This window comes from Amycolatopsis vancoresmycina, from assembly GCF_000716785.1.
Taxonomy (GTDB): domain Bacteria; phylum Actinomycetota; class Actinomycetes; order Mycobacteriales; family Pseudonocardiaceae; genus Amycolatopsis; species Amycolatopsis vancoresmycina.
Map to the genome: position 1 here is coordinate 1 of NZ_JNYY01000002.1, position 22,550 is coordinate 22,550.

Annotated in this window: 27 protein-coding genes; 12 read left to right on the top strand and 15 right to left on the bottom strand. The window is 71.3% G+C overall.

Going from position 1 to position 22,550, the window contains the following annotated elements; genetic code table 11:
• Window positions 1–93: 93 nt before the first annotated feature.
• Entirely contained in the window at window positions 94–582 is a 489-nt protein-coding gene (locus OO60_RS05500) for a GbsR/MarR family transcriptional regulator (RefSeq protein ID WP_033260974.1), read from the bottom strand.
• A 93-nt stretch (window positions 583–675) separates the two neighbouring features.
• Between OO60_RS05500 and OO60_RS05505 the strand changes: the two genes are divergently transcribed.
• Window positions 676–1,572: an ABC transporter ATP-binding protein gene (locus OO60_RS05505; RefSeq protein WP_033260975.1), complete on the top strand. Its 897-nt coding sequence runs from the start codon at window positions 676–678 to the stop codon at window positions 1,570–1,572.
• Window positions 1,569–3,206, top strand: coding sequence for an ABC transporter permease (locus OO60_RS05510; protein ID WP_051767640.1), 1,638 nt, complete (start codon window positions 1,569–1,571; stop codon window positions 3,204–3,206). The genes OO60_RS05505 and OO60_RS05510 overlap by 4 nt, the downstream gene beginning before the upstream one ends.
• On the opposite strand, the gene OO60_RS05515 is transcribed toward OO60_RS05510, so the two are convergent.
• From OO60_RS05515 to OO60_RS05525, 3 genes are all read right to left on the bottom strand, one after another.
• Window positions 3,203–3,676, bottom strand: a complete 474-nt coding sequence (locus OO60_RS05515) for a hypothetical protein (RefSeq protein ID WP_081655812.1) — start codon at window positions 3,674–3,676, stop codon at window positions 3,203–3,205. The genes OO60_RS05510 and OO60_RS05515 overlap by 4 nt on opposite strands.
• Before the next feature lie 38 nt (window positions 3,677–3,714).
• On the bottom strand, window positions 3,715–4,050 hold the full coding sequence (locus tag OO60_RS47370; protein ID WP_033260976.1) for a hypothetical protein: 336 nt from the start codon (window positions 4,048–4,050) through the stop codon (window positions 3,715–3,717).
• A 68-nt stretch (window positions 4,051–4,118) separates the two neighbouring features.
• Complete coding sequence (locus tag OO60_RS05525; RefSeq protein ID WP_003078090.1) at window positions 4,119–4,679, bottom strand: TetR/AcrR family transcriptional regulator; 561 nt, start codon at window positions 4,677–4,679, stop codon at window positions 4,119–4,121.
• 128 nt (window positions 4,680–4,807) lie between these two features.
• On the opposite strand from OO60_RS05525, the gene OO60_RS05530 reads away from it, so the two are divergent.
• The gene (locus OO60_RS05530) at window positions 4,808–5,014 is read left to right on the top strand and encodes a nuclear transport factor 2 family protein (protein WP_003078092.1); all 207 of its coding nucleotides are present in this window, start codon (window positions 4,808–4,810) and stop codon (window positions 5,012–5,014) included.
• Here the strand turns inward: OO60_RS05530 and OO60_RS05535 are convergent.
• From OO60_RS05535 to OO60_RS05545, 3 genes are all read right to left on the bottom strand, one after another.
• Window positions 4,977–5,765: a metal-dependent hydrolase gene (locus OO60_RS05535; protein WP_003078094.1), complete on the bottom strand. Its 789-nt coding sequence runs from the start codon at window positions 5,763–5,765 to the stop codon at window positions 4,977–4,979. The two genes, OO60_RS05530 and OO60_RS05535, sit on opposite strands and share 38 nt — an antisense overlap.
• A 55-nt stretch (window positions 5,766–5,820) precedes the next feature.
• The gene (locus OO60_RS05540; RefSeq protein ID WP_003078104.1) at window positions 5,821–6,174 is read right to left on the bottom strand and encodes an STAS domain-containing protein; all 354 of its coding nucleotides are present in this window, start codon (window positions 6,172–6,174) and stop codon (window positions 5,821–5,823) included.
• A 230-nt stretch (window positions 6,175–6,404) separates the two neighbouring features.
• Window positions 6,405–6,713, bottom strand: a complete 309-nt coding sequence (locus tag OO60_RS05545) for a WhiB family transcriptional regulator (RefSeq protein ID WP_003078106.1) — start codon at window positions 6,711–6,713, stop codon at window positions 6,405–6,407.
• Between the two features lie 162 nt (window positions 6,714–6,875).
• Here OO60_RS05545 and OO60_RS05550 point away from each other — a divergent pair, with 162 nt between their 5' ends.
• The 3 genes from OO60_RS05550 to OO60_RS05560 all read left to right on the top strand — a co-directional run bounded on the left by OO60_RS05550 (window position 6,876) and on the right by OO60_RS05560 (window position 8,550).
• Window positions 6,876–7,292 carry an ATP-binding protein gene (locus OO60_RS05550; RefSeq protein ID WP_003078110.1) on the top strand — a complete coding sequence of 139 codons (417 nt, stop codon included), beginning with the start codon at window positions 6,876–6,878 and terminating at the stop codon, window positions 7,290–7,292.
• Window positions 7,289–8,068 (top strand): SigB/SigF/SigG family RNA polymerase sigma factor, encoded by a 780-nt coding sequence (locus tag OO60_RS05555; protein ID WP_003078113.1) that lies wholly within the window; start codon window positions 7,289–7,291, stop codon window positions 8,066–8,068. Before OO60_RS05550 ends, OO60_RS05555 begins: the two co-directional genes overlap by 4 nt.
• Before the next feature lie 62 nt (window positions 8,069–8,130).
• Window positions 8,131–8,550, top strand: coding sequence for an ATP-binding protein (locus tag OO60_RS05560; protein WP_033260977.1), 420 nt, complete (start codon window positions 8,131–8,133; stop codon window positions 8,548–8,550).
• On the opposite strand, the gene OO60_RS05565 is transcribed toward OO60_RS05560, so the two are convergent.
• The gene (locus OO60_RS05565; protein WP_003078121.1) at window positions 8,551–9,030 is read right to left on the bottom strand and encodes a MarR family winged helix-turn-helix transcriptional regulator; all 480 of its coding nucleotides are present in this window, start codon (window positions 9,028–9,030) and stop codon (window positions 8,551–8,553) included. It lies immediately after the preceding gene.
• Between the two features lie 47 nt (window positions 9,031–9,077).
• Between OO60_RS05565 and OO60_RS05570 the strand changes: the two genes are divergently transcribed.
• Both OO60_RS05570 and OO60_RS05575 read left to right on the top strand, forming a co-directional pair.
• The gene (locus tag OO60_RS05570; protein WP_003078124.1) at window positions 9,078–10,055 is read left to right on the top strand and encodes an aldo/keto reductase; all 978 of its coding nucleotides are present in this window, start codon (window positions 9,078–9,080) and stop codon (window positions 10,053–10,055) included.
• Between the two features lie 18 nt (window positions 10,056–10,073).
• Complete coding sequence (locus OO60_RS05575) at window positions 10,074–10,712, top strand: nitroreductase family protein (RefSeq protein ID WP_003078126.1); 639 nt, start codon at window positions 10,074–10,076, stop codon at window positions 10,710–10,712.
• A gap of 139 nt (window positions 10,713–10,851) precedes the next feature.
• Here OO60_RS05575 and OO60_RS05580 read toward each other — a convergent pair whose 3' ends face one another.
• The 3 genes from OO60_RS05580 to OO60_RS05590 form a co-directional block, all read right to left on the bottom strand.
• On the bottom strand, window positions 10,852–11,595 hold the full coding sequence (locus OO60_RS05580; RefSeq protein WP_003078127.1) for a 3D domain-containing protein: 744 nt from the start codon (window positions 11,593–11,595) through the stop codon (window positions 10,852–10,854).
• A 131-nt stretch (window positions 11,596–11,726) separates the two neighbouring features.
• A complete protein-coding gene (locus tag OO60_RS05585) occupies window positions 11,727–12,365 on the bottom strand; it encodes an alpha/beta fold hydrolase (protein ID WP_003078128.1) in 639 nt (212 codons plus the stop codon).
• Window positions 12,366–12,375: 10 nt separating this feature from the next.
• The gene (locus OO60_RS05590) at window positions 12,376–13,047 is read right to left on the bottom strand and encodes an HNH endonuclease family protein (RefSeq protein ID WP_003078129.1); all 672 of its coding nucleotides are present in this window, start codon (window positions 13,045–13,047) and stop codon (window positions 12,376–12,378) included.
• Window positions 13,048–13,225: 178 nt separating this feature from the next.
• Between OO60_RS05590 and OO60_RS05595 the strand changes: the two genes are divergently transcribed.
• Both OO60_RS05595 and OO60_RS05600 read left to right on the top strand, forming a co-directional pair.
• Window positions 13,226–14,269 carry a tetratricopeptide repeat protein gene (locus OO60_RS05595; protein WP_003078130.1) on the top strand — a complete coding sequence of 348 codons (1,044 nt, stop codon included), beginning with the start codon at window positions 13,226–13,228 and terminating at the stop codon, window positions 14,267–14,269.
• Window positions 14,270–14,329: 60 nt separating this feature from the next.
• The gene (locus OO60_RS05600; RefSeq protein WP_003078131.1) at window positions 14,330–14,797 is read left to right on the top strand and encodes a hydrogenase maturation protease; all 468 of its coding nucleotides are present in this window, start codon (window positions 14,330–14,332) and stop codon (window positions 14,795–14,797) included.
• Here OO60_RS05600 and OO60_RS05605 read toward each other — a convergent pair.
• A complete protein-coding gene (locus OO60_RS05605) occupies window positions 14,775–15,680 on the bottom strand; it encodes a LysR family transcriptional regulator (protein WP_003078132.1) in 906 nt (301 codons plus the stop codon). The two genes, OO60_RS05600 and OO60_RS05605, sit on opposite strands and share 23 nt — an antisense overlap.
• A gap of 87 nt (window positions 15,681–15,767) precedes the next feature.
• On the opposite strand from OO60_RS05605, the gene OO60_RS05610 reads away from it, so the two are divergent.
• Window positions 15,768–17,072, top strand: a complete 1,305-nt coding sequence (locus OO60_RS05610) for an aspartate aminotransferase family protein (protein ID WP_003078135.1) — start codon at window positions 15,768–15,770, stop codon at window positions 17,070–17,072.
• Window positions 17,073–17,115: 43 nt separating this feature from the next.
• On the opposite strand, the gene OO60_RS05615 is transcribed toward OO60_RS05610, so the two are convergent.
• From OO60_RS05615 to OO60_RS05625, 3 genes are all read right to left on the bottom strand, one after another.
• Window positions 17,116–18,471, bottom strand: coding sequence for a cellulose binding domain-containing protein (locus tag OO60_RS05615; protein ID WP_033260979.1), 1,356 nt, complete (start codon window positions 18,469–18,471; stop codon window positions 17,116–17,118).
• Window positions 18,468–20,096, bottom strand: a complete 1,629-nt coding sequence (locus OO60_RS05620) for a glycosyl hydrolase family 18 protein (RefSeq protein ID WP_003078139.1) — start codon at window positions 20,094–20,096, stop codon at window positions 18,468–18,470. The genes OO60_RS05615 and OO60_RS05620 overlap by 4 nt, the downstream gene beginning before the upstream one ends.
• A gap of 245 nt (window positions 20,097–20,341) precedes the next feature.
• Entirely contained in the window at window positions 20,342–21,580 is a 1,239-nt protein-coding gene (locus OO60_RS05625) for a hypothetical protein (protein WP_003078141.1), read from the bottom strand.
• 345 nt (window positions 21,581–21,925) lie between these two features.
• Here OO60_RS05625 and OO60_RS05630 point away from each other — a divergent pair, with 345 nt between their 5' ends.
• Window positions 21,926–22,369: a hypothetical protein gene (locus OO60_RS05630; protein ID WP_240490669.1), complete on the top strand. Its 444-nt coding sequence runs from the start codon at window positions 21,926–21,928 to the stop codon at window positions 22,367–22,369.
• Window positions 22,370–22,550 lie beyond the last annotated feature (181 nt).

Sequence of the window (22,550 nt, forward strand, 5' to 3'; positions counted from 1 at the left end):
GCCACCCGCTACGCCAAACGCGCCGCCTACTACCAGGCCGAACTCACCATCGCCGCCATCGTCCTCTGGCTCCGATGACTTACAGGACAGCTCCTAGGCGTTCTTCTCCTCGCGGAGCTTGTGCCAGCGCTCGTACATGCCGTTGAGCTCCTCGAGCATGAAGGACAGGAAGTCCCGCATCTCGGCGAGCCGCTGCCCCGCGGGGGTGTCCTCACCGAGGGCGTCGATGCCGGTTTCGGCCGCGTCGCGCCACATGATGATCATGCGGTCGCGCTTGAGGAACGTGGCGTACCAGAGGTCGTCGTAGAGCCGGTAGTGGTCTCGGCGCTCGCCGGGCTCACGCTCCTTGGCCACCAGGCCGATCTGTTCGAGCCAGCGCACCGCACCGGACACCGCGGCCGGGCTGACCTGCAGCTGCGAGGCGAGGTCGGCGGCGGTCAGGCGGCCCTCGTCGGTGGTCATCAGCGCGGCGAACACCCGCGCGGGCATGCGCTGCATGCCGATCTGCGAGAGCACGAGCCCGAGGCTCTCGACGTACCGGCGGACGGCGTCTTCATCTCGCTTCGTGTCAGGCGTCGTCATCGGCCCATCCTCCCGTACCCGTCTCCCAAGATCACTCAATCCAGACACTTTCTTAACTTCACAACTTTGTGAAGCAAGTGTAGCTTCCGAACCATGGAAAACGCCATTTCGGTCACCGGCCTGCACAAGTCGTTCGGCCGGACCAAGGCCCTCGACGGCCTGGACCTGCAGGTGCCCGCCGGGGAGGTGCACGGCTTCCTCGGCCCCAACGGCGCCGGGAAGTCGACCACCGTCCGGGTCCTGCTCGGCCTGCTCCACGCGGACTCGGGGGACGTCCGGCTGCTCGGCGGCGACCCCTGGAAGGACGCCGCGAGCCTGCACCGCCGCCTGGCCTACGTGCCCGGCGACGTCAACCTCTGGCCCAACCTCTCCGGCGGCGAGGTGATCGACCTGCTCGGCCGCCTGCGCGGCGGGCTGGACGAGAAGCGCCGCGCCGAGCTCATCGAGCGCTTCGACCTCGACCCGAAGAAGAAGGGGCGGACGTACTCGAAGGGCAACCGGCAGAAGGTCGCCATCGTCGCCGCCCTCGCCTCGCGCGTCGACCTGCTGATCCTCGACGAGCCGACGTCCGGGCTGGACCCGCTGATGGAGGCGACGTTCCAGTACGCCATCCAGGAGGAGCGCGAGCAGGGCCGGACCGTGCTGCTCTCCAGCCACATCCTCGCCGAGGTCGAGGCCCTGTGCGACAAGGTCAGCATCATCCGCAACGGCCGCACGGTGGAGTCCGGCACGCTCGCCGAGCTGCGCCACCTGACCCGGACGTCGATCACCGCCGAGCTCGCCGGCCCGCCGAACGGGCTCACGAAGCTGGCGAACGTCCACGACCTCAAGGTCGAGGGCAACCGCGTCCGCTTCGACGTCGAGACGCGCTCGCTCGACGAAGCCCTGCGCCGGCTCACCGAGGTCGGCGTCCGGAGCCTGGTCAGCCAGCCGCCGACGCTGGAGGAGCTGTTCCTGCGCCACTACACGACCGAAGCGAGTGGGAAATGACCGCAACGCTCTCGCGTGCCGAAGCCGAGGTCGCGCCCGCGCACGAACTGGCCGGCACCTGGCACCTCACCCGGCTCGCGCTGCGGCGTGACCGCGTCATCCTGCCGATCTGGATCGTGCTGCTCAGCGTCGTCCCGGCGAGCACGGTCAACACGTTCACGCAGTTCTACCCGACCGTCGCCGACCGGCTCGCCCTGCAGGCGGGCGCGAACGCCAACCCGTCGTACGCGCTGCTCTACGGCCCGCCGTTCGACCTGACCACGGTCGGCGGGTTCATCGCCTGGCGCATGTGCGGGTTCCTGGCCCTGCTCACCGGCCTGATGGTGGTCTTCACCGTCACCCGGCACACCCGCGCCGAGGAGGACACCGGGCGGGCGGAGCTGCTCGCGTCCGCGGTGGTCGGCCGGTACGCGGCGCTGACGGCGTCGCTGCTGGTCGCCGGCGGCGCGAGCGTGCTCACCGGGCTGATCCAGGCAGTGACCATGATCGGCGCGGGCCTGCCCGCGGCCGGTTCGGTCGCCTTCGGCGCGTCGGAAGCGCTGGTGGGGCTGGTGTTCACCGCGGTGGCGGCGGTCGCCGTCCAGCTCGCCGAGTACTCCCGCACCGCCAACGGCATCGGGACCGCCGTGGTCGGCGCCGCCTTCCTGCTGCGCGGCGCCGGAGACTCCACTGTGGACGCCCGCTGGCTGTCGTGGCTGTCGCCGATCGGCTGGGTGCAGCAGGTGCGGGCGTTCGCCGGGGAACGCTGGTGGGTGCTTCTGCTGCCGTTGGCGGTCACGCTGGTCGTCGGCGCTCTCGGGTACTGGCTGCTCCCCCGCCGGGACGTCGGCGTCGGCATCCTGCCGCCGCGGCCCGGCCCGGCGACGGCGGCGCCGAGCCTGCGGTCGCCGCTCGCGCTGGCCTGGCGGCTGCACCGCGGCCCGCTGCTCGGCTGGCTCATCGGCGTGGCCGTGGTCGGCGCGGTGTTCGGCTCGATCGCCAGCGGCATCGGCGACCTGGTCGGTTCGAGCCCGCAGGCGCAGCAGATCTTCGCGCGGCTCGGCGGCAGCCACGCGCTGACGCAGGCGTTCCTCGCCGCGATGGCCGGGATGTTCGCCATGGTCGCGTCGCTCTACGGCGTCCAGGCGGTGCTGCGGATGCGCGGCGAGGAGACCGCGATCCGGCTCGAACCGGTGCTGGCCACCAGCGTCGGACGGCTGCGCTGGGCGGGCGGCCACCTGGTGTTCGCGTTCTTCGGCACGGCGGCGCTGCTGCTCACCGGCGGGCTGTTCATGGGACTGGCCAACGGCCTGCGCACCGGCGACACCGGCGGCTCGATCGCGGACAGCCTGGCCGGGATGCTCGTCCAGCTGCCCGCGGCCTGGGTGGTGGTCGCGCTGGCGGTGGCGATCTTCGGGCTGGTGCCGGGCTCTTCGGCGGCGGCCTGGGCGGTCGGTGCCCTGGCACTGCTGCTCAGCCTGTTCGGCCCGGTCGTCAACCTGCCGCAGGCGGTGCTGGACGTGTCGCCGTTCCAGCACCCGCCGAAGCTCCCCGGCCAGGCGTTCACCGCGACACCGATCGCCTGGCTGCTGGCGGTCGCGGCCGTCGCGCTGGCCGCCGGGCTGCTCGGCTGGAAGCGCCGCGACGTCGGTTAGACCGGGCTGAGCTCCCGGTCCGGCCCGACCAGGAGCTGCACCTGCGGCCCCGCCTTCCCGCAGGCGGGGCCGTTCGGCTCGCTGAAGGCCGGCGTCACGTCGGCGGTGTGCGGCTTGCCGTCGTCGAACCGGACGGTGATCCGGACCGGTTCGGCGGGCAGGCCCGGCACCTCGGCGAAGCCGTGGAGGCCGCCCGTCGGCACCATCGGCGCACCGCAGGAGCTGTCCGGGCCGGTGCCGACGCAGGTCGAGGCGCCCGCGGTCGTCTCGGGCGTGAGGTCGACCGGCCGGTTGACGCACTGCCCGCGCCAGCACGCGTCGAGCGTCGCGCGGGTGATGCCCGCGGGCGCCGGGATCGTCAGGCTGATCCCGGTCACGTAGCCGATGGCGGGGCAGGCGGTCGCCGGCCCGGGCCCGGCGCAGCCGACCGCGAACGCGGCGGCCACGGCGATCCAAGGGAAAGCTCGCATACCGGCCAGACGGGCCCCGCGCCCGCCGGGTTGCATCATCAGTCGCGCCACCCGGAGGTCAGCGGAAAGGCGGGCGACGCGGAGGTCGGCGTACCGGAGGTCGCCGTGGTCGAAGGCGGCACGGTGACCTCGACGACGCTGGTGGTGGTCGTCGGCGGCGGCGTCACGACCGAGGTGACGGTGGACGGCGGCGACGACTCGGTCACGGTGACGGGCACCGCGGAAACGGTCGCGGTCGGCGGCGGGGTGTCGGAGGTCTCGGTGGTGCGCGGCACCGGCCGCCCGGCCACGAGCAGCGCGGCGACCAGCAACCCGGTGGCGAACCCCGCCAGCCCGGTCACCGCGGCGGAACCCCAGGTAGGTCGGCCAGTCATCCGGGCACCACCCCCTCGCCACGCGCAGCGCAGGTACGAGGACTAACTCGCGTTGATCTTACGTCGTGTTACCCGGTCCGCACCCGCTCAACGGGGCGCAGCCCGTCGACGACCACGCGGAGCAGGTGCTCGCTGCCGGGGGCGTACCGCTCGACGGCGAGGCACCCGACGATGAGCGCGCGCAGGTCGTCGCCGTCGATGTCCGGCCGGACGGCGCCCGCCGCTTGGGCGCGAGCGAGCAGTTCCGCGAGGGCCGCGCGGAACTCGTCGCCCGCCCCGGCCTTGAAGGCGTGGCCCGAAGACTCGGCGAGGGCGTCGCAGATGGCCCGGTTGAGTGACGCCTGGCGGATGACGCGGACGAAGTAGTCGAAGAAGACGGCCCCCGGGTCGTCGGCGGCGGTCACGAGCGCGCGGGCTTCCTCGGCGAACTGCTGGATGCGTTCGAGGACGACGGCCTGGAACAGCGCTTCCTTGCTGGGGAAGTGCCGGTAGACGGTGCCGGCGCCAACGCCGGCCAGCCGCGCGATGTCGTCGAGCGGCACGGCCAGCCCGTCGAGCGCAAACGCCTCTTCGGCGGCGGCCAGCACCTTGGCCCGGTTGCGCCGGGCGTCGGCGCGCATCTTCTCCATCACGTTCTCCTCGTTGACAACCGGAACGCACGCTCCGTATCGTCGCAAGCGGGTCCACCGTTCCGATTCAACGTCCAGTCTTCCAGGAGAATTCCGATGCCGCGCACTGTGCCCGCGCCGACAACGTCGTGGTCCACGCGACCACCGACCCGGCGGTGCTGGTGGCCGAGTTCGACCTCCACGGCGACGCCAGCGGCTCGGCCTTCGCCGCCACCTACGTAATGGTCATGACCGTCCGGAACGGCCTCATCACCCACTCGCGCGACTACACCGACACAGCCGCCGCGGCCGCGCGGCTCAGGGCGTTGTCGCCTGCTGACTCGACGGCGGGATGAACAGCCGCTCGAACGTGCTCACCGCGTGGTCCCACACCCCCGGTACCAGCAGCACCCCGAGCAGCGCGAACACCGGGAAGATCAGCCGCTTCTCGACCTTCTTGCCGGTCCGGAAGCGCAGTACCTTGGGCGGCCGGATCTCGTACCACGTCTCGCCCGCGATCGGGATCGGGAAGAGGAACGGGCAGCCGGCCTCGGTCAGGGCGTCACCCAGGCAGTGGGTCAGGCAGCCGGCCGCCACCGCGATGCCGAGCCAGCCCGAAATGGATGCCAGTTCGCCCGCCCGGTCCGGCGGGGCGGTGAAGAACCACCAGGCCACCGCCGCTCCGCTCACCGGGAGGAGCCAGTCGCCCAGTGCGCCTTCGGCCAGCATCAACCCGAAGACCACCACGCCGACGACCGCCCACGGGCCGCCTTCGGTGGTGCCCCACGACGTCAGCAGGCCCAGGCCGGCCGCGAACAGGACCGTGTGGGACAGGTGGCGGTGCTTGCCGGTGACCTTCTCGTCGCGCGGGCCCTTGGTCAGCGCGTAGAACCCCGCCGAAACGCGGCGCAGGACCCACGACAGGGCGCCGGTCAGCCAGCCGAGGAGGCGGGACGCGCTCGCACCGGGGTGGTCGAGGTCGGGCAGCAGGGCGAAGCCCGCCGTCGTCGCCGCGAAGATCACCGCCTGGTGCACCGAACCCGCCCCGACCGCGGGCGCCAGCGCCAGGCCCGCGCACCAGCCGGTCAGGGCATGCGTGCGCCCCATCATCGTGCCGCCCCCAGGATCCGCGGAACCAGTGAGGCGGAACGTTAGCGGGCGGTCAGGCCTGGGGGTCTTCCGACACGCTCAGGTGTTCGGCCACGCCGGTGAGCTCGATCACGCGGCTGACCGCGGGGCTGGGGACGACCGCGAGTTCGACGTCCTGCTCGCCGGCCTGGCGTTGTGCGCGGAGCACCACGTTCAGCGCGGAGGAATCGAAGAAGGTCACCCCGGTCAGATCGGCCACGACCCGCTGCGCGCGCTTGTCCGCGATCAGCCCCGCCAGGGCCTCCTGCAGCTGCGGGCTGGTCAGCAGGTCGAGCTCGCCGGTGACCACCACCCGGGGCTCCGTCGCGTCGGTGTCCAGCGTGATGCCGAACCCGGGCGGGGTGGCGTTCTGGTCGGCTGCGGGCATGCAGTTTCTCCTCGTCAGGCGCTGCTCCTGCGCCGGGTACGCGCCTGTTGTCTCAAGCGGCATCCGTGTCACCGTGCCTTCCGCGGCCCGGGGCACGACCCCGCACCGGACACGGTCCAGGCAACTCCGGCGCCAACCCTAACCCAGGAAGCGGCCGCGCCCGCCACGGCCGCCGCTCTTTCGCGTGGACTGCTCACCTGCGATCAAATCCTGCCTGTTCAGCGCGCTGCTCAGTGCGTGCTCATCGCCTTGCGCGCCGCCCGGCGCTGGCGCAGGAAGAGCTGCCGCCGCTCGATCTCGCCGAGGCCGCCCCAGATGCCGTACGGCTCCTGTACGGTCATCGCGTGCTCACGGCACTGGGCCAGGACGGGGCAGGACTGGCAAATCGCCTTCGCCCGCGCCTCGCGCCGCTCCCGCGCCGAACCCCGCTCGTTGTCCGTGTGGAAGAACAGGCTGCTGTCCGCGCCCCGGCACGAGCCGTGCAGCTGCCAGTCCCACTCTTCAGCAACCACATTGGGCAGCCGGCTCACGTCAGCCATGTCGTCCCCGCCTTTCCCAGGATCAGCATGTCGACCGCTACATGCCCGCCGGTGGAGCGGATCAAACCCGGGTTTGGTTTGCTCACCCCACGGGCATCTCGCTGCCGGGCGTGGAGGACACCGCCGATCACCTGGAGCGCGAGTGCGGAGAAAGGAACAAACGTGGAGGACAACGCCCCGCTCGTCCCGGAAGGCGCGCAGGTCATCGAGGTGCGGACGGCAGCGATCCCGCACGTCGTGCCGACCCTGCGGACCATCGTGGCGGACATCGCGATGCGCCAGGACTTCGACCTCGACGCCGTCGAGGACCTCCGGATGGCGGTGGACGAAGCCTGCTCGCTCCTGCTCCCCGCCAGCTCGGACGGGCGCCTGACCTGTATCTTCTCGTGGAACGGGCCGCGCATCGAGGTTTCCGTCTCGGTGCTGGCCGACAGCGCCGACCACGAGGACGACGCCGGCCTGTCGTGGCAGCTGCTGACCGCGCTGGCGACGACCGCCGAGCGCACGATCACCCCGGAGAACGGGCGCTACCTGTCCCGGGTCGACCTCGTCCGGGAGAGCCAGGCGGCGGACTCGTGAGCGATCCCGCCGGGAGCAGCGGGGACGACCTCGACGTCGGCGCGCTGTTCACCCAACTCGCCGCCGCGCCGGCGAACTCGCCGGAGCGGGAGCGCATCCGCGACACCCTCGTGCGCGCGCACCTGGAGCTGGCGCGCAACCTCGCCCGGAAGTTCCGCAACCGCGACGAGGCGATGGAAGACCTGGTCCAGATCGCCACGGTCGGGCTGATCCACGCCGTCGACCGGTTCGACCCCGGCCAGGGGACGGACTTCCTGGCCTTCGCCGTGCCGACCATCTCCGGCGAGCTGCGGCACCACTTCCGGGACAACAGCTGGTCGGTGCGGGTGCCGCGGCGGCTCAAGGAGCTGAACGCGAACATCTCCGCCGCGCGCGAAGAGCTCACCGTGCAGCTCTCACGCGCCCCGAAGCCGAGTGAGATCGCGGCCCGGCTGGGCGTGCCCGTCGAGGACGTCTTCGAAGGTCTCCGCGCCGGTCAGGGCCGCTATGGGGCGTCACTGGACCACCTGCTGGAGAACGCGGCGCACACCCGGTTCGGGGCGCCCGACGCCGAGCTGGGCCAGGCCGAGCTGCGCGAAGCGCTGCGCCCGATGCTGGAGAGCCTGCCGGAGCGGGAGCGCAAGATCGTCGCGCTGCGGTTCGGCTCGGGGATGAGCCAGTCGGACATCGCGCGCCGCGTCGGGGTGTCCCAGATGCAGGTGTCACGGCTACTCGCTGCGACGCTCAAGAAGCTGCGCTCCGGACTGGACGAATCCGAGCTCGCCGACGGCACCTGATTAGCCGAACGACCGCCTGGGTATTTCGCGGGCGGTACCGAACTCACTGGGAGGGGGACCGGATGACGACGTCGAGAATGCCGCAGCGCGCAGCTGCGCCGGCCGCCCCGCTGAGGGTGCTCCTCCCCGCCGATGTCACGGCTCCGGCGCTGGCCCGGCACGAGGTGCGGCAGACGCTGCTGCGCCTCGGCCTGCAGGAGTGCCAGTTCGACGACATCCTGCTCGCGACGTCGGAGCTGGTCACGAACGCCTTCGAGCACGGCGAACGGCCGCAGCGGCTCGAGCTGGAGTACGACGGCGTGCGGGTGACGCTGCGGGTTTACGACACCGGACGGCGGCTGCCCGCGCTGCGGGCGCCGTCCCCGGCGGAGGCGCGCAGCCGCGGGCTCGTCCTGGTGCAGGCCCTGTCACTCGACTGGGGCTTCGAACGCTGCCCCGCCGGCAAGTACGTCTGGGCGGTCTTCCAGGTGCCGCCCGCCTGATCAGCGCACCTTCCGCGCGGCATCGGTCTCGCCGATCCGCTCCCGGAACGGCTTCCGGTCGAGGGCTTCGACGATCGCGTCCAGCAGGGCCCGCAGCGAGTACGGCAGCTCGGCTTCCAGCGCGGCCGCCGCCTCGGTCGTCGCCGCCCACTCCGCCTCGATCAGCGGCAGCAGATCACGGGTCTTCGCGGTGAGCGACACGATCCGCTGCCGGGCGTCGGCGCCCGGTTCCAGCGTCACCAGGCCGGCCCGGCTCATCTGCGCAACGGTCTGGCTGGCCGCCGAGTGCGTCACGCGCATCTCGGCGGCGAGGTCGCGGATGGCCAGCGGGCCGCGCGCCAGCAGCGCCCGCACCACCGGCGAGTACCGCGGCCGGTAGCCCTCGAGGCCGATGTCGGCGAGGAACCGGGCGACGTCGCCGTCGAGGATCTCGAGGACGTGCCGCAGCCGGGTCCCCAGCCCGTCCGGACCCGAAGTCATGGCCATGACGGCCGATCATAGGCGGGCGCGTGTGCTTGGATCGCGGCATGGAGAACCGCAAGATCGCCCGTCTGGGCCGCGAGGTGTCCGTCGTCGGGCTCGGCTGCTGGCAGCTCGGCGCGGACTGGGGCGAGGTCGACGAGAACGACGCACTGGCCGTGCTGCACGCGGCGGCCGACAACGGTGTCACCTTCTTCGACACCGCGGACGTCTACGGCGACGGCCGCAGCGAGCGGCTGGTCGGCCGGTTCCTGACCGAGCGCGGCGGCGTCTTCGTGGCGACCAAGATGGGCCGCCGGGTCGAGCAGGTGCCGGAGAACTACGTCGCCGCGAACTTCCGCGAGTGGAACGACCGGTCGCGCCGCAACCTCGGCGTCGACACGCTCGACCTGGTCCAGCTGCACTGCCCGCCGACGCCGGTGTACTCCTCCGACGCGGTCTACGACGCCCTCGACGCGATGGTCGACGAAGGCCGGATCAAGGCGTACGGCGTCAGCGTCGAGACGGCCGAGGAGGCGCTGACCGCGCTGGCGCGGCCGCACGTGGCTTCCGTCCAGATCATCCTCAACTGCCTGCGCCTCAAGCCGCTGGAGCGCGTGCTGCCCGCGGCGGCGGAGGCGGGCGCCGGGATCATCGCGCGGGTGCCGCTGGCGTCCGGCCTGCTGTCCGGCCGCTACACCGCGGACACGGAGTTCGCCGAGAACGACCACCGCAACTACAACCGCAACGGCGACGCGTTCGACGTCGGCGAGACCTTCTCCGGCGTGCCCTACGAGGTCGGGCTGGCGGCCGTCGAGCGGCTGCGCGGGCTCGTGCCGTCCGGGCAGACGCTCGCGCAGTTCGCGTTGCGCTGGATCATCGACCAGCCGGGGGTCAGCACGGTCATCCCGGGCGCCCGCAACGCTTCCCAGGCTTCGGCGAACACGGCGGCGGCCGCGCTGCCCCCGCTGTCCGACGAGGCGCTGGCCGGCGTCCGCGAAACCTACGACGAGCTGATCCGGCCGCTGGTGCACGATCGCTGGTAGGCCCGGCATGATGGGCCGATGATGACGCCCGAAGAGCTCCTGACGACCACCAGGACCGTCCGCAAGCGCCTCGACCTCGAGCGCCCGGTCCCGCTCGACCTGGTCAAGCACTGCGTGCAGGTGGCCCTGCAGGCGCCGAGCGGTTCCAACACCCAGCGGTGGCAGTGGCTGGTGGTCACCGACGCCGGGCAGCGCGCCGCGCTCGGCGGGATCTACCGCCGGGCGTGCCAGGAGTACCTGGAGTCGTCGCGGGCGGCGGGCAAGCTGTTCGCCGACGACCCCGAGCGGTCGAAGGTGCAGCAGCGCGTGGGCGACAGCGTCGCCTACCTGGCCGACCGGATGGGTGACGTGCCGGTGCTCGTCGTCCCCTGCCTGGAGACGGATTCGGCGGAGCTGCCGGCGGGCAACCAGGCCGGCCTGTGGGCCTCGCTGCTGCCGGCGGCGTGGAGCTACATGCTCGCGGCGCGCTCGGTGACGCTGGGCACGGCGTGGACGACGCTGCACCTGAAGTACGAGCAGGAGGCGGCGGAGGTGCTGGAGCTGCCGAAGAACGTGCACCAGGCCGCCCTGATCCCGACGGCGTTCTACACGGGCGAGACGTTCAAGCCGGCGGCGCGGCAGCCCCTCGAGGAGGTCCTGCACCTCGACCGCTGGTGACCCGCGAAGGCCCGTGCCATCCGGGGCTCCGCCCCGGGCCGGGGGCTCCGCCACCCGGACCCCCGTGAAAGCCTCCTTGCCGGGGCAGTTGGGGGACGTCGGCAAGGAGGCCGTCACGGCCTTTCGGCGGCCGGGTGGTCTACCGCACGGTGAGCGTGAGCCGCTGGATGCCCCAGGCGTCGGCCTGGGACCCGGGCAGCCAGACGTCGACGATGTCGTCCTTGATCCAGCTGCCGATGTCGGCGGCGTAGCACTCGCCGTAACCGGGGACGGTGAACCGGGTGCCCCACGGGATGTTCCGGGCGTCGACGGCGCAGAAACCCGGCCCCGCGTTGTAGCCGAGCGCGGTCTGGGCGACGTCGTTGTACGACGTGACGCGGTAGTTCAGCGTGGTGCCCGCCGGGACGCGGTAGGCCGCGAGCCGGTCCGCGCCGTCGAGGCGGTAGGCGGTCGAGATCTGGCCGAGCGAGCCCGGCGAGTTGTCCTCCGCGGTCATCGCGTAGAGCTGGTAGTTCGCGTTCTGGCACGGGCTCGCGTCGGTGACCGTGAGGGTCGGCTGGCCCCAGTCGCTGATCCACTGCAGGGCCTGGCCGTTGCGGAACGCGCGGTAGGCCTTCGCGCCGGCGACCCTGGCGAAGGTGAAGGTGACCTTGCCGTCGGTGCCCAGTCCCCCGCTGACCGAGCCGGGCGCGGGCAGGCGGTTGCTCACGTCGACGGCGCCAGCGAGCGTGCCGGGGCCGTGCCCGCCGGTGACCGGGCGGTCGGGGATCGGGCCGGAGTAGAAGTGCTGGCACGCGGGCAGGGTCGCGGCCGAGGCGGCGGGGGCGACGAGCACGCTGCCGGCCGCGAAGGCGGCCAGCGCGAGGACGTGGGCAAGGCGCATGGCGAGGAAACCTCCGTGGTGGGGACCGGGGTGGAGGTGACGCAAGCGGGTTCGCCGCTGGTCAAGACCGTAAGTGGCCTGGACCACTCCGTCAATAGGTCTAGACCTTTTATCGCCGATCGGCGCAACGCCTACAGGTAACCCACCAGGCGGTCGGCCAGTGCGCCCGGGTGGCTGAGCGGGACGCAGTGCGGGCCGTCGAGTTCGTCCGGCTCGATCCCGAGCCGCTCGCGCGCCACCCGCCGCTGGAAGTCCGGGACGAAGAACCGGTCGTCGCGGGCCAGCAGCACGCGGGTGGGGACGTCCGGGTGGGCCGGGAGCGGCCACGGCTCGTCCCACTCCTTGCTCACCTGCTCGCGCCCGTGCGCCTGGCACGCCTCGGCCAGCGGCGCCGGGACGCCGTTGAAGAACTGCTCGGTCTCGCTCAGCCCCTTCGGCGCCTCGAAACCGGTGTTGCCCCACCACTGCCCCGGCGGTTCGCCGGGTGCCGGGATCATCCCGGCCAGGTAGACCAGCAGCCGCGCCCGGACCTTCGCGGCGACGAGCGGCGCGGTGAACCCGCCGTACGAGTGGCCGACGACGGCGACGTCGGTGCGGTCGCCGAGCGCGGCCAGCACCGTGTCGGTGAACTCCGTCAGCCCGGCCGAGGGATCGGTGATCGGCAGGTCCGGGGCGATGGCGTCGTGCCCGCGGGCGGCCAGCTCCGGGACGAGCAGGTGGAAGTCCCAGCCGCTGCCGCCGCCTCCGTGGATCAGCGCGAAAGTCGTCACGCCGGCCAGCTCAGCAGCGGCGCAGCATGTCGGTCAACGCCGTTTTCTCGGCCTGGGTGATCGTCAGCCCGTAGTAGTGCTTCACGACGATCCAGTCGGTCGCGTAGGTGCACCAGAACGCCACCAGCGGCGGCTTCCACTGGTCGGGCGCCTTGTCGCTCTTCTGCTGGTTGACGTTGTCGGTGACGGCGAACAGCTGCGGGCGGGTCAGGTCGTTGGCGAACTGCTCGCGCTTCTCGGTCGTCCACGCCTTCGCGCCGCTCGCCCACGCCTGGCCGAGCGGGACCATGTGGTCGATGTCGAGGTCGGTGGGCTTGGTCCAGGTCTCGTCGTCGTAGACGCTGGTCCAGGTGCCGGACGTCGGCTTGCAGTCCTTGTCCGTCTTGACGTCCTTGCCATCGCGCTTGAGGACGACCTCGCGGGTGTCGCAATTGGACCCCTGGCTGTCCCAGTGCGGGAACTTTTCACGGGAGTAACCGTCCATCGAGGTCCGCGCGGCGATGGTGAGCTCGTCGAGCTGCTTCTGCGCGTCGCCCGCGCTGACCGGGACCGGTGCCGAGGACGGCGGCGGGGCCGCGCCCGCGCCCCGCGTCGCCCAGTACCCGAAGAGCGCGACGGCCAGTACCGCGATTACCAGCAGAGTTCGCTGCGTCACGCTGAGCCGAAAGCCTCGGGCCGCCACGATTTTCTCCTCTCACCTGCGCCGTCGCGCGGCGTAGTCTCACCTCTGCCGGCGCGGGACAACCGCGCCGACACGACGACCTGGCGCGAATGTGACGTCGCCCACCCACGGCGGACGTGTCACACGGAGCCGATCAACTGCGACTACCGGAGCAGGACCCATCCGGAGGGAGCAGCCGATGCCCGGCCGGCTCAAGAAGTTCGACGAGTTCTTCCAGCGCAAAGCCGCCGAGGGCGGCAACGTCGTCGCCATGGCCCGCATGGGCGCGGCGATGCGCGAACGCGGGGAGCTCGCCGAGGCCGAGTCGTGGTACCGCAAGGCCGCCATGGGCGGTGACCGCGTCTCGATGACGGCGCTGGCCCACCTGCTGGCCGAACGCGGCGCGGCGGACGAGGCCGAACGCTGGTACCACGAGGCCGCACTGGCCGGCGAGCCGCACGGGATGCAGTTCCTCGCCAAGTCCTACGAGCGGCGCGGCAAGCGCGAAGACGCCCGGCACTGGTACGGCGAGGCGGCCCGCGCCGGCGACCTGCCGTCGATGGCCGCACTGGGACGGCTGCTCCGCGAAGAGGGGCACGGCGAAGAGGCCCAGTCGTGGCTGCGCCAGGCCGCCGAAGCGGGGTACACCGGCGCGATGGTCGACCTGGGCATCGTGCTGCGCGACCGCGGGCAGGCCGCCGAAGCGTCCCGCTGGTGGCGGTCCGCCGTGCAGGCCGGCGACCTCGCGGCCACCTGCCAGCTCGGCAGGCAGGCCGAACGGCTCGGCAGGCCGGCCGACGCCGAAGGGTGGTACCGCCAGGGCGCGACCGGCGGCCACGTCGAGGCGATCACCCGGCTCGGGCTGCTGCTGCACCGCCGCGGCGACCTCGAAGAAGCCGAGAACTGGTACCTCGACGCGGCCGAGCGCGGCGACCCGGCGGCGATGACGAACCTCGGCGTCCTGGCCCGCAACCGCGGCGACGAGGGCGAAGCCGCCGCCTGGTACCGCAAGGCCGCCGAGCACGGCAGCATCCCCGCCCTCACCAACCTCGGCCACCTCGCCGAGCACCGCGAGGACCTGGCGGCGGCGGAGCAGTGGTTCCGCCGCGCCGCCGAGACGGGCGACGTCCAGGGCATGCTCAGCCTGGCGCGCATGCTGCGGGCGCGGGGCGCGTCACACGAGGCCGACCTGTGGCTGGCGCGCGCCGAAACCGTGCAGGACGAGCGTGAACACCAGCACTGACCCTATTGTGTGATCCAATTCACAGTTCTAGCCTGAGAGCGCACCCCAGGAGGTTGCGCAATGAGGCCACGAGTCCTGGTCGCGAGTATCGGCAACGTCTTCTTGCACGACGACGGCTTCGGTGTCGAAGTGATCAGGGAACTGGACCGGGCGGGCCTGCCCCCGTGGGTGCAGATCGCCGACTACGACATCGCCACGGTCCACCTGGCGTACGACCTGACCGGCGGCTACGACACGACGATCCTCCTGGACGCCACCCCGCACGGCGGCCCACCGGGCACGCTGACCTTGACCTCGGCCACCGAAACGCACGACCTCCCGGGCGACGCGGTGGTCCGCCTCCTCCGCCTCCTGGGCGGCGACGCGGGCCGCGTCCTGGTGCTGTCCTGCGAACCGGCGTGCGTCGACGGCGGGATCGGCCTGTCCGCGGAGGTGGGCGCCGCGGTCCCGGCCGCGGTGCGCGTGGTCACCGAACTGGCGTGGGGCGCGAGCCCGGCGCTGCCGGTCAAGGAGAAGACCGAGGTCTGACCTGCGCCACCGGGTCCGGCAGCTGCCGCAGGGCTTCGAGCACCACGTTGACCGCCGCCCGGGGTGGGGAGCCCCGCCGGACCACCGCCGCGATCGTGCGCGTCACCGGGGTGGCCAGCTCCCGCGTTGCCACGCGATAGCGGCGGTCCACCGCCAAGCCCGGCAGCAGCGCGATCGACAAGCCCGCTTCGACGTGCTGCAGCGTCATCAGGTAGTTGCTGAAGCGGCACACCACCCGCGGTTCGAAACCCGACTCGCGGCACAGGCGCAGCGTCAGGTTCGCCATGTACGACTGGGGCACGTCCAGCGCCCACGGCTCGTCCGCGTACGCCGACAGCACCGCGGGGCCGCGGGGGGCGTCCGGCGGGGTCACCAGCACGATCGGGTCCGTGGCCAGCGGGATGATGTCGAGGTCGGGGCCCAGTGGCAGCTCGACGAAATCGGTCGTGGTGATGATGACGTCGGCGTCGCCGCCGCGCAGGGCCGGGATGCTCTCGTGCGGCTCCAGCTCCAGCAGCTGGACCTCGAGGTGCGGGTGCGCCAGCCGGGTGACCGCCGGGACCGCCAGGGTGTGGATCGCGCTCTGGAACGCGCCCAGCCGGACCAGGCCGGCCGGCTCCTCGCTCAGGCTGCGCAGCTCCGCCTCGACCGTGTCCAAGTGGTCGAGGATCGCCCGCGCGCGGCGGGCCAGCATCAGCCCCGCCGGTGTCAGGCGGACCCGGCGGCCGGTGCGTTCCAGCAGCTGGGTGCGGGTTTCCGCTTCGAGCACGGCCAGCTGCTGCGACACGCTCGACGCGCTCAGGTTCGCGTCCTGTGCGACCGCGCGGACCGTGCCCAGCGTGTCGAGGCGGCTCAGCAGGCGCAGGCGCCACGGGTTCAGCATGCCGCCATCTTTGTTCGGCGAAACCGAACAGGAAAGCCGGAATTGTGAGATGGACGTGTCGCTCGCCGCGGACTTACCGTCGAAGCCATGGCTGACTCCTTCTGGGCCGACGTCGACCGGCACCTCGTGCGGTACGGCGGCGCCTTCACCCGCGAGATCATCGACCACGCCGAGGGCAGCTTCGTCTTCACCGAAGACGGCCGCCGGATCCTCGACTTCACGTCCGGCCAGATGAGCGCGATCCTCGGGCACGCGCACCCGGAGATCGTCGAGACCGTCCGGCGGCAGGTGGGCAGGCTCGACCACCTGTTCAGCGGCATGCTGAGCCGCCCGGTCGTCGACCTCGCCCGGCGGCTCGCCGAGACGCTGCCGGCGCCGCTGGAGAAGGCGCTGCTGCTCACCACGGGTGCCGAGTCGAACGAGGCCGCCGTCCGGCTGGCCAAGCTGGTCACCGGCAAGCACGAGATCGTCTCGTTCGCGCGGTCGTGGCACGGGATGACGCAGGCGGCGGCGAGCGCGACCTACAGCGCGGGCCGCCGCGGCTACGGCCCGGCCGCGCCCGGGAACTTCGCCATCCCGGCGCCGAACGCGTACCGGCCGGACTTCACCGACGCGTCCGGTGCGCTGGATTGGCGTCGCCAGCTGGACTTCGGGTTCGAGCTGATCGACGCGCAGTCGGTGGGCAGCCTGGCCGCCTGCCTGGTCGAGCCGATCCTCAGCTCCGGCGGCATCATCGAGCCACCACCCGGGTACTTCGCCGCCCTGGCCGAGAAATGCCGTGAACGCGGCATGCTGCTGATCCTCGACGAAGCTCAGACCGGGTTGTGCCGCACGGGAAACTGGTACGCGTTCGAGCGCGACGGCGTCGTCCCGGACATCCTGACGCTGTCGAAGACGCTCGGCGCCGGGCTGCCGCTGGCCGCGGTGCTGACCAGCGCGGAAATCGAGCAGGAGGCCCACGACCGCGGCTTCCTGTTCTTCACGACGCACGTGTCCGACCCGCTCCCGGCGGCGGTCGGCAACACGGTGCTGGACGTGCTGACCCGCGACCGCCTCGACTCGCGGGCCCTCGAACTGGGCGCGTTGCTGCGCCGGGGCCTCGACGAACTCGCGTCCCGGCACGAGGTGGTCGGCGACATCCGCGGCCGCGGCCTCCTGGCCGGCGTGGAGCTGGTGGTGGACCGCGAAACCAAGCGGAGTTCGGACGAGCTGGGCGCGCGGGTCACGCAGCGCTGCCTGGAACTGGGGCTGCACATGAACATCGTGCAGCTGCCCGGGATGGGCGGGGTGTTCCGGATCGCACCCCCGCTGACGGCGTCCGAAGAGGAGATCGCGCTCGGAGTGTCTATTTTGGACCAGGCAATCGGCGACGCCGCCAAAAGGATGTCGTGAGTGGTAAGGAGGGTTCTAACCCTCCTTACCACTCACGAGGGCGTCAGAAGCCCGCTGTCACCTTTGTGAAGTCCCAGTCGTTCTGGGCGATGCCGCTGCACGCCGACTGGACGCCGCCGCCGGGGCAGCCCCGGTCGCGGTTGACCGACCAGAACGCCAGGCGGGCGATCTTGTTCGACTTAGCCCAGTTGGTGATCTGGGTCCAGGTCGACAGATCCGTCAGCTCCTGCTGGTCCGACAGGCCGTTCATACCCGAGATGCCCAGGTGGGCGTACGCCGTGGCGTCCGACCACCCGAACGTCGACTTCAGCTTGTCACGCAGGCCGTTCGCCGCGCTCACCGTGCTGTTGTACATGTTCGCGCCGCCGCCGAAGTCGAACGGCATGATCGTGAACACGTCCACGTTCGCGCCCAGCGCCTTCGACTGGTCGATGAGCCGGTTGCCGTAGTAGTTCGGGCCGGTCGTCGACGTGCCGAAGGTCAGGATCGTCTGGATCCCCGGGTTGTTCTGCTTGACGATCTTCAGCGCGTTCAGGATGCGGTCCTGCACGGCCTCGTTCTCGAACTCGTCGGAGTTCTCGATGTCGATGTCGATCGCCTTCAGCCCGTACGCGTTGATCACCTGCTGGTACGCCCCGGCCAGCGCAGCCGGCGTCGAGCAGTTCGGGCCGAGCTTGTTGCCGCTCCAGCCGCCGAACGACGGGACGACCTGGCCGCCCGCCGCCTTGATCTGCGCGATGGCGTTCGCGTCCGCGCTGCCCGACAGCGGACGGCTGCTGTCCCACGCCGGGTTGCAGCCACCGGAGGCGTTGACGAACGCCATGGTGAACCACTTGACCCCGGTCGCGGACATCACCGTCTGCGGGTTGGGCGGGCTGCCCCAGCCCATGTACAGGTAGGGCGCGCCCCGGCCACCCGCCGGCGGCGGGGTGGTCGTCGTGGGCGGGGTCGTCGTCGTCGTCGGAGGAGGCGTCGTGGTCGTGGGGGGTGTGCCCCCGGCGGAGCAGGAACCCCCGTTCAGCTTGCAGTTCGACGGCGCCGCGTACGAACCCGAGTAGGCGACGTTGAAGCCGAAGCTGGCGCTGCCGCCGTTGCCGACGTTGCCGTTCCACGTGTTCTTCACCGTGACGTGCTGCCCGGACGCGGTGTAGCTGCCGTCCCACAGGGACGAGATCTTCGCGCCGGACGGCAGGTCGAACTCGACGGTCCAGCTCGGCAACGTCGAGCCCGAGCCGTTGGCGATCGTGTACTTGCCCTCGTACCCGGTGCCCCAGTCGGAGCCCTTGGTGAAGGTCGCGGACACGCCGCCCGCCGCGTTCGCGGGCGCGATCACGAACATCGCGCCGATCGTGGCGGCCGCGGCCGCCAGCCCGAGTGCGGGCAACCACCGGCGGCTCACGACAGGCCGTTCTTCATCGCGGTGATGAGCTCGCCGCCCGCGGTGTCACCGGTCAGCTCCCAGAAGAAGGCGCCGCCGAGACCCTGCTGCTTGGCGTAGGACATCTTCCCGCCGATGGTCGCCGGGGTGTCGTAGCTCCACCAGTTGCTGCCGCACTTGGCGTACGCGGTGCCGGCGACGGTGCCGGTCGACGGGCAGCTGGTCTTGAGGACCTTGTAGTCCTCGATGCCCTGCTCGTACGTGCCCGGCGCGGGGCCGGTCGCGGTGCCGCCCGGGGCGTCCTGCGTGACGCCGGTCCAGCCGCGGCCGTAGAAGCCGATGCCCAGCAGCAGCTTGCTCGACGGGACGCCCTTGCTCTTGAGCTTCTGGATCGCCGCGTCGGAGTAGAAGCCCGGCGTGGGGATGCCGTTGAAGCTGGTGAGCGGCGAGTGCGGAGCCGTCGGGCCCTGCGGGGCCCAGGCACCGAAGTAGTCGTAGGTCATGACGTTGAACCAGTCGACGTACTGCGCCGCGCCGCCGTAGTCGGCGACGTCGAGCTTGCCGCCGTTGCTGCCGTCGGCCGAGATGGCCGAGGTGACCAGGAAGGACGAGCCGAACTTCGCCCGCAGCGCGGCCAGGAGGTTCTTGTAGGCCGCGGCACCGCTGGTGTCACAGGACAGGCCGCACGCGTTGGGGTACTCCCAGTCGATGTCGATGCCGTCCCAGATGTCCGCCCAGCGCGGGTCCTTGAGCAGGTTGTAGCAGGACTGCGCGAACGCGGCCGCGTTCTGCGCCGCCTGGCCGAAGCCGCCCGAGTAGGTCCAGCCGCCGAACGACCAGATCACCTTGAGGCCCGGGTGCAGCTTCTTCAGCTTGCGCAACTGGTTGAAGTTGCCGGCCACCGGCTGGTCCCAGGTGTCGGCGACGCCGTCGACGCTGCCCGCGGCGTCGTAGGTCTTCTGGTAGTCGGCGTACGGGTCGTCGTTCGCGGTGCACTGGCCGTTCTTGACGTTGCCGAACGCGTAGTTGATGTGCGTCAGCTTGCTGGCCGAACCGGACGTCTCGATGTTCTTGACGTGGTAGTTGCGCCCGTAGACGCCCCACTGCACGAAGTAGCCGACGTTCTTCAGCCCGCCCGGCGGGGGCGGCGTGGTCGTCGTCGGGGTGGTGGGCGTGGTCGGGGTGGTCGGCGTGGTGGTCGGCTGCGTCGGGGTGGTCGGCGTGGTGGTGGGGGTGCCACCGCCGGCGTCGCAGGAGCCGCCGTTCAGCTTGCAGTTCGACGGCGCCGCGTAGCTACCCGAGTAGGCGACGTTGAAGCCGAAGCTGGCGCTGCCGCCGTTGCCGACGTTGCCGTTCCAGCTGTTCTTGACGATGACGTGCTGCCCGGACGCGGTGTAGCTGCCGTCCCACAGGGACGAGATCTTCGCGCCGCTCGGCAGGTCGAACTCGACGGTCCAGCTCGGCAGCGTCGCGCCGGAGCCGTTGTTGATCGTGTACTTGCCTTCGTACCCGGTGCCCCAGTCGGACCCCTTGGTGAAGGCGGCGCTGACACCACCGGCGGCGCTCGCCGGCACGGTGACGAGACCGACCGTGACCGCGCCGACCGCGGTGAGAAGACCGAGGAGGTGCCATCTCTTTCTGGACATCGCTCTCCCTTGAGCCAGGTGCAGGACGGCGGACACCAACACCACCGGCGGGGACCAGGGCGGTGTTTTGCGCCGTTTGCCCAAACGTTACGTGGTCCAGACCAATTACGGAAGTGTCACCACGGAGCGTGGTTAATGGTCGAGACCAATGCTTGATCCACCCGCGTGCCGCGTCCGAATGGTGACGCTGCGCACACGAAAGAGCGGCGGCCGGTGCGCACCGGCCGCCGCTCCTTCCGTGGCGCTCAGGTCGGGTTGCCGCCGCCCTGCACCCGGTCCGCCTTCCACTGGGCCCACAGCACGTCGCCGAAGTTCTGCCACTTCGCGAAGCGCTCGTCCGGGCTCGCCGCAGTGAGGGGGTCGTACGTGCCGATCCTGGCGGCCTGGCCGGCAGTACGGTCCGGGACGGAGGCCTTGCGCTGGAGTTCGTCCCGGAACTCGATCCAGATCTGCTTGGCCACCTTTTTCATGTCGTCTTCGATGCCGGCGAACAACTGCCACACGTCGCCGAGGCAGTTGTCGGCCGAGAGCGACTGCAGGAAGGCCAGCCGAAGGGTGAGCCAACCGACGTCACCGCCGAACATGGTGTCCATCGCGTTGTTCAGCTTGCCGCCCAGCCACGTGTTGGACAGCCCGCCGACCGGAATGCCGATCTTGCGCACGCTCTCCGCCCGGCGCGCCAAGGCGGCTTTGGTCTCGTACCAGGTGGCCACCGCATCCCGGAACTCGGCGAAGTCCTGGGCCCGCCGGGCCGGGGGCAACGGGTTGAGCCGATCTTTGACCATGGCGGTCACGGTCTTGCGCGCGTTCGACTCGGCAATGGCGGTCCGCGACGCCAGCAGCTTGTCGATGGCCGGCGGGATCTCCGGCACGACAGTCTTGTAGGTGTTCGTGTAGTAGACCAGCCCCTCGGTGGCTTTCAGCGCCCCGCTCCACGCCTCGCCCGACCCGGCGGCCTGCGAAAGCCGGAGGAATTCGGCCACCTCATTTCCGTAGGCGAAGCCCTCGGCGGATTGGGCCCGGCCGCCGCCGCAGGCCACGAACTTGAACGCGGTGTCCCGCTTCAGCTGTCGCTGGTCGTCGGAGACTTCGGCGACGAAGTCGGCCGGGGCGATCCCGCCCAGCTTCGCCCGGTTGCCGTGGCCGTAGAAGACCGAGGCTTCGGTGGTGGGGGTCGGGGGCAGGGTCCACGAGCCACTCCAGGCGTGCTTCCCGCCGGCCCCGGCGGCGCCCTTCGCGGTCAGCGACTGTTCGATCTCGTCGACCTCGGCGTTGCCGACCATGTTGTGCATGCCCTCGCCGTAGGGGTTGGGCATCCGCACCATCAGCCGCTGCACCGTCGGCTCGCTCTTCCCGAGCATCGCGACCACGGCCTGGTTCCCGGCGAGCCGCTGCCAGCCGAGGAGCGGGTGCACCGGCGGACCACCGGCGGCCCGGACCGGGCGACGCTGCGGTTCCGGCTGCAGTTCGGCGTGTTCTTCCACGGGGCACCGGCTTTCCGACCGGAGGCGGGCCTTGGCGGCCCGCGAGCAGGCCTTTCCGACAGTGGTGACCGGACACTACCGGTGACGACCCGTTGACCGGCAGTCCCGTACGGGCAGGGATCGCTGCCCATCGGGGCGCGAGCTGCGCCATGGGTAAGCGCTCTCTCGACCAGCGGTCGCGGCTTCCCGCGCCAGGTGTCGCCGGCTCGGGCGAGCCGGTGCCGGACCGGCTGGAACGCGCGTCCAATCGCTGTCCAGCCGGCGTCCAAGGACGCGCAGCAGGCTGGTGCCCGTCAGCACCGGACGGGTCCCCCGTTCCGGCCGATCGACTCCAGGAGATGTCTTATGCGCAGGCCATTCTCTGCTCGCGGCTTCCTCGCCTCGGTGGCGAAGCCCACGGTTGTCCTGGCGGCTCTCATCGCCGCCTTCGCCGTCGCCCCGGGCGCAGCGTCCGCGGCGCCCGGGACCGGTACCGCGGCGACCGCGGGGTGGACCACCTTCGCCAAGCCCGTCACCGACACCTCGAAGCAACTCAGCAGCAGCAGCGGCGAAGCGAGAACCGACACCGTCAACGCGGTCTTCACCTGCAACTACTACAGCGTTTCCCCCTACTACGTCATCGACTTCACCTGCAACGTCACGCAGGGCGCCATCCAGCTCTGGGTGAACTGCACGGACGGCCGCCACCTGGTCAGCGCCGTCATGCGCGCCGTGGGCACCTACAACTCGCGGGCCATCTGCGGTCCGCCGGCGAGCTTGGTCAACTTCGGCGCCAACCAGCTCGCCTGAACCGGACGTCCGACCGGACCGGTCCTCTCCCCCGCACAGCGGAGAGGACCGGTTCCCCCGAAGGCTTCCTGCGTTGTTCGGTCCAATTACCCACAACGGTCGGAGCACCGGACGTTGTTGCTTCCAGCCTCCCCATTGACAGTGCGCGCATCCCTGCGAAGAGTGGGCGACCTGTTGCTGC

Excerpts from the sequence above, each read along its gene's own strand:
- OO60_RS05500 (WP_033260974.1), bottom strand. The coding sequence starts at position 582 with ATGACGACGCCTGACACGAAGCGAGATGAAGACGCCGTCCGCCGGTAC.
- OO60_RS05505 (WP_033260975.1), top strand. The coding sequence starts at position 676 with ATGGAAAACGCCATTTCGGTCACCGGCCTGCACAAGTCGTTCGGCCGG.
- OO60_RS05510 (WP_051767640.1), top strand. The coding sequence starts at position 1,569 with ATGACCGCAACGCTCTCGCGTGCCGAAGCCGAGGTCGCGCCCGCGCAC.
- OO60_RS05515 (WP_081655812.1), bottom strand. The coding sequence starts at position 3,676 with ATGCGAGCTTTCCCTTGGATCGCCGTGGCCGCCGCGTTCGCGGTCGGC.
- OO60_RS47370 (WP_033260976.1), bottom strand. The coding sequence starts at position 4,050 with ATGACTGGCCGACCTACCTGGGGTTCCGCCGCGGTGACCGGGCTGGCG.
- OO60_RS05525 (WP_003078090.1), bottom strand. The coding sequence starts at position 4,679 with ATGGAGAAGATGCGCGCCGACGCCCGGCGCAACCGGGCCAAGGTGCTG.
- OO60_RS05535 (WP_003078094.1), bottom strand. The coding sequence starts at position 5,765 with ATGGGGCGCACGCATGCCCTGACCGGCTGGTGCGCGGGCCTGGCGCTG.
- OO60_RS05540 (WP_003078104.1), bottom strand. The coding sequence starts at position 6,174 with ATGCCCGCAGCCGACCAGAACGCCACCCCGCCCGGGTTCGGCATCACG.
- OO60_RS05545 (WP_003078106.1), bottom strand. The coding sequence starts at position 6,713 with ATGGCTGACGTGAGCCGGCTGCCCAATGTGGTTGCTGAAGAGTGGGAC.
- OO60_RS05560 (WP_033260977.1), top strand. The coding sequence starts at position 8,131 with ATGACGACGTCGAGAATGCCGCAGCGCGCAGCTGCGCCGGCCGCCCCG.
- OO60_RS05565 (WP_003078121.1), bottom strand. The coding sequence starts at position 9,030 with ATGACTTCGGGTCCGGACGGGCTGGGGACCCGGCTGCGGCACGTCCTC.
- OO60_RS05570 (WP_003078124.1), top strand. The coding sequence starts at position 9,078 with ATGGAGAACCGCAAGATCGCCCGTCTGGGCCGCGAGGTGTCCGTCGTC.
- OO60_RS05575 (WP_003078126.1), top strand. The coding sequence starts at position 10,074 with ATGATGACGCCCGAAGAGCTCCTGACGACCACCAGGACCGTCCGCAAG.
- OO60_RS05580 (WP_003078127.1), bottom strand. The coding sequence starts at position 11,595 with ATGCGCCTTGCCCACGTCCTCGCGCTGGCCGCCTTCGCGGCCGGCAGC.
- OO60_RS05595 (WP_003078130.1), top strand. The coding sequence starts at position 13,226 with ATGCCCGGCCGGCTCAAGAAGTTCGACGAGTTCTTCCAGCGCAAAGCC.
- OO60_RS05600 (WP_003078131.1), top strand. The coding sequence starts at position 14,330 with ATGAGGCCACGAGTCCTGGTCGCGAGTATCGGCAACGTCTTCTTGCAC.
- OO60_RS05605 (WP_003078132.1), bottom strand. The coding sequence starts at position 15,680 with ATGCTGAACCCGTGGCGCCTGCGCCTGCTGAGCCGCCTCGACACGCTG.
- OO60_RS05610 (WP_003078135.1), top strand. The coding sequence starts at position 15,768 with ATGGCTGACTCCTTCTGGGCCGACGTCGACCGGCACCTCGTGCGGTAC.
- OO60_RS05620 (WP_003078139.1), bottom strand. The coding sequence starts at position 20,096 with ATGTCCAGAAAGAGATGGCACCTCCTCGGTCTTCTCACCGCGGTCGGC.
- OO60_RS05630 (WP_240490669.1), top strand. The coding sequence starts at position 21,926 with ATGCGCAGGCCATTCTCTGCTCGCGGCTTCCTCGCCTCGGTGGCGAAG.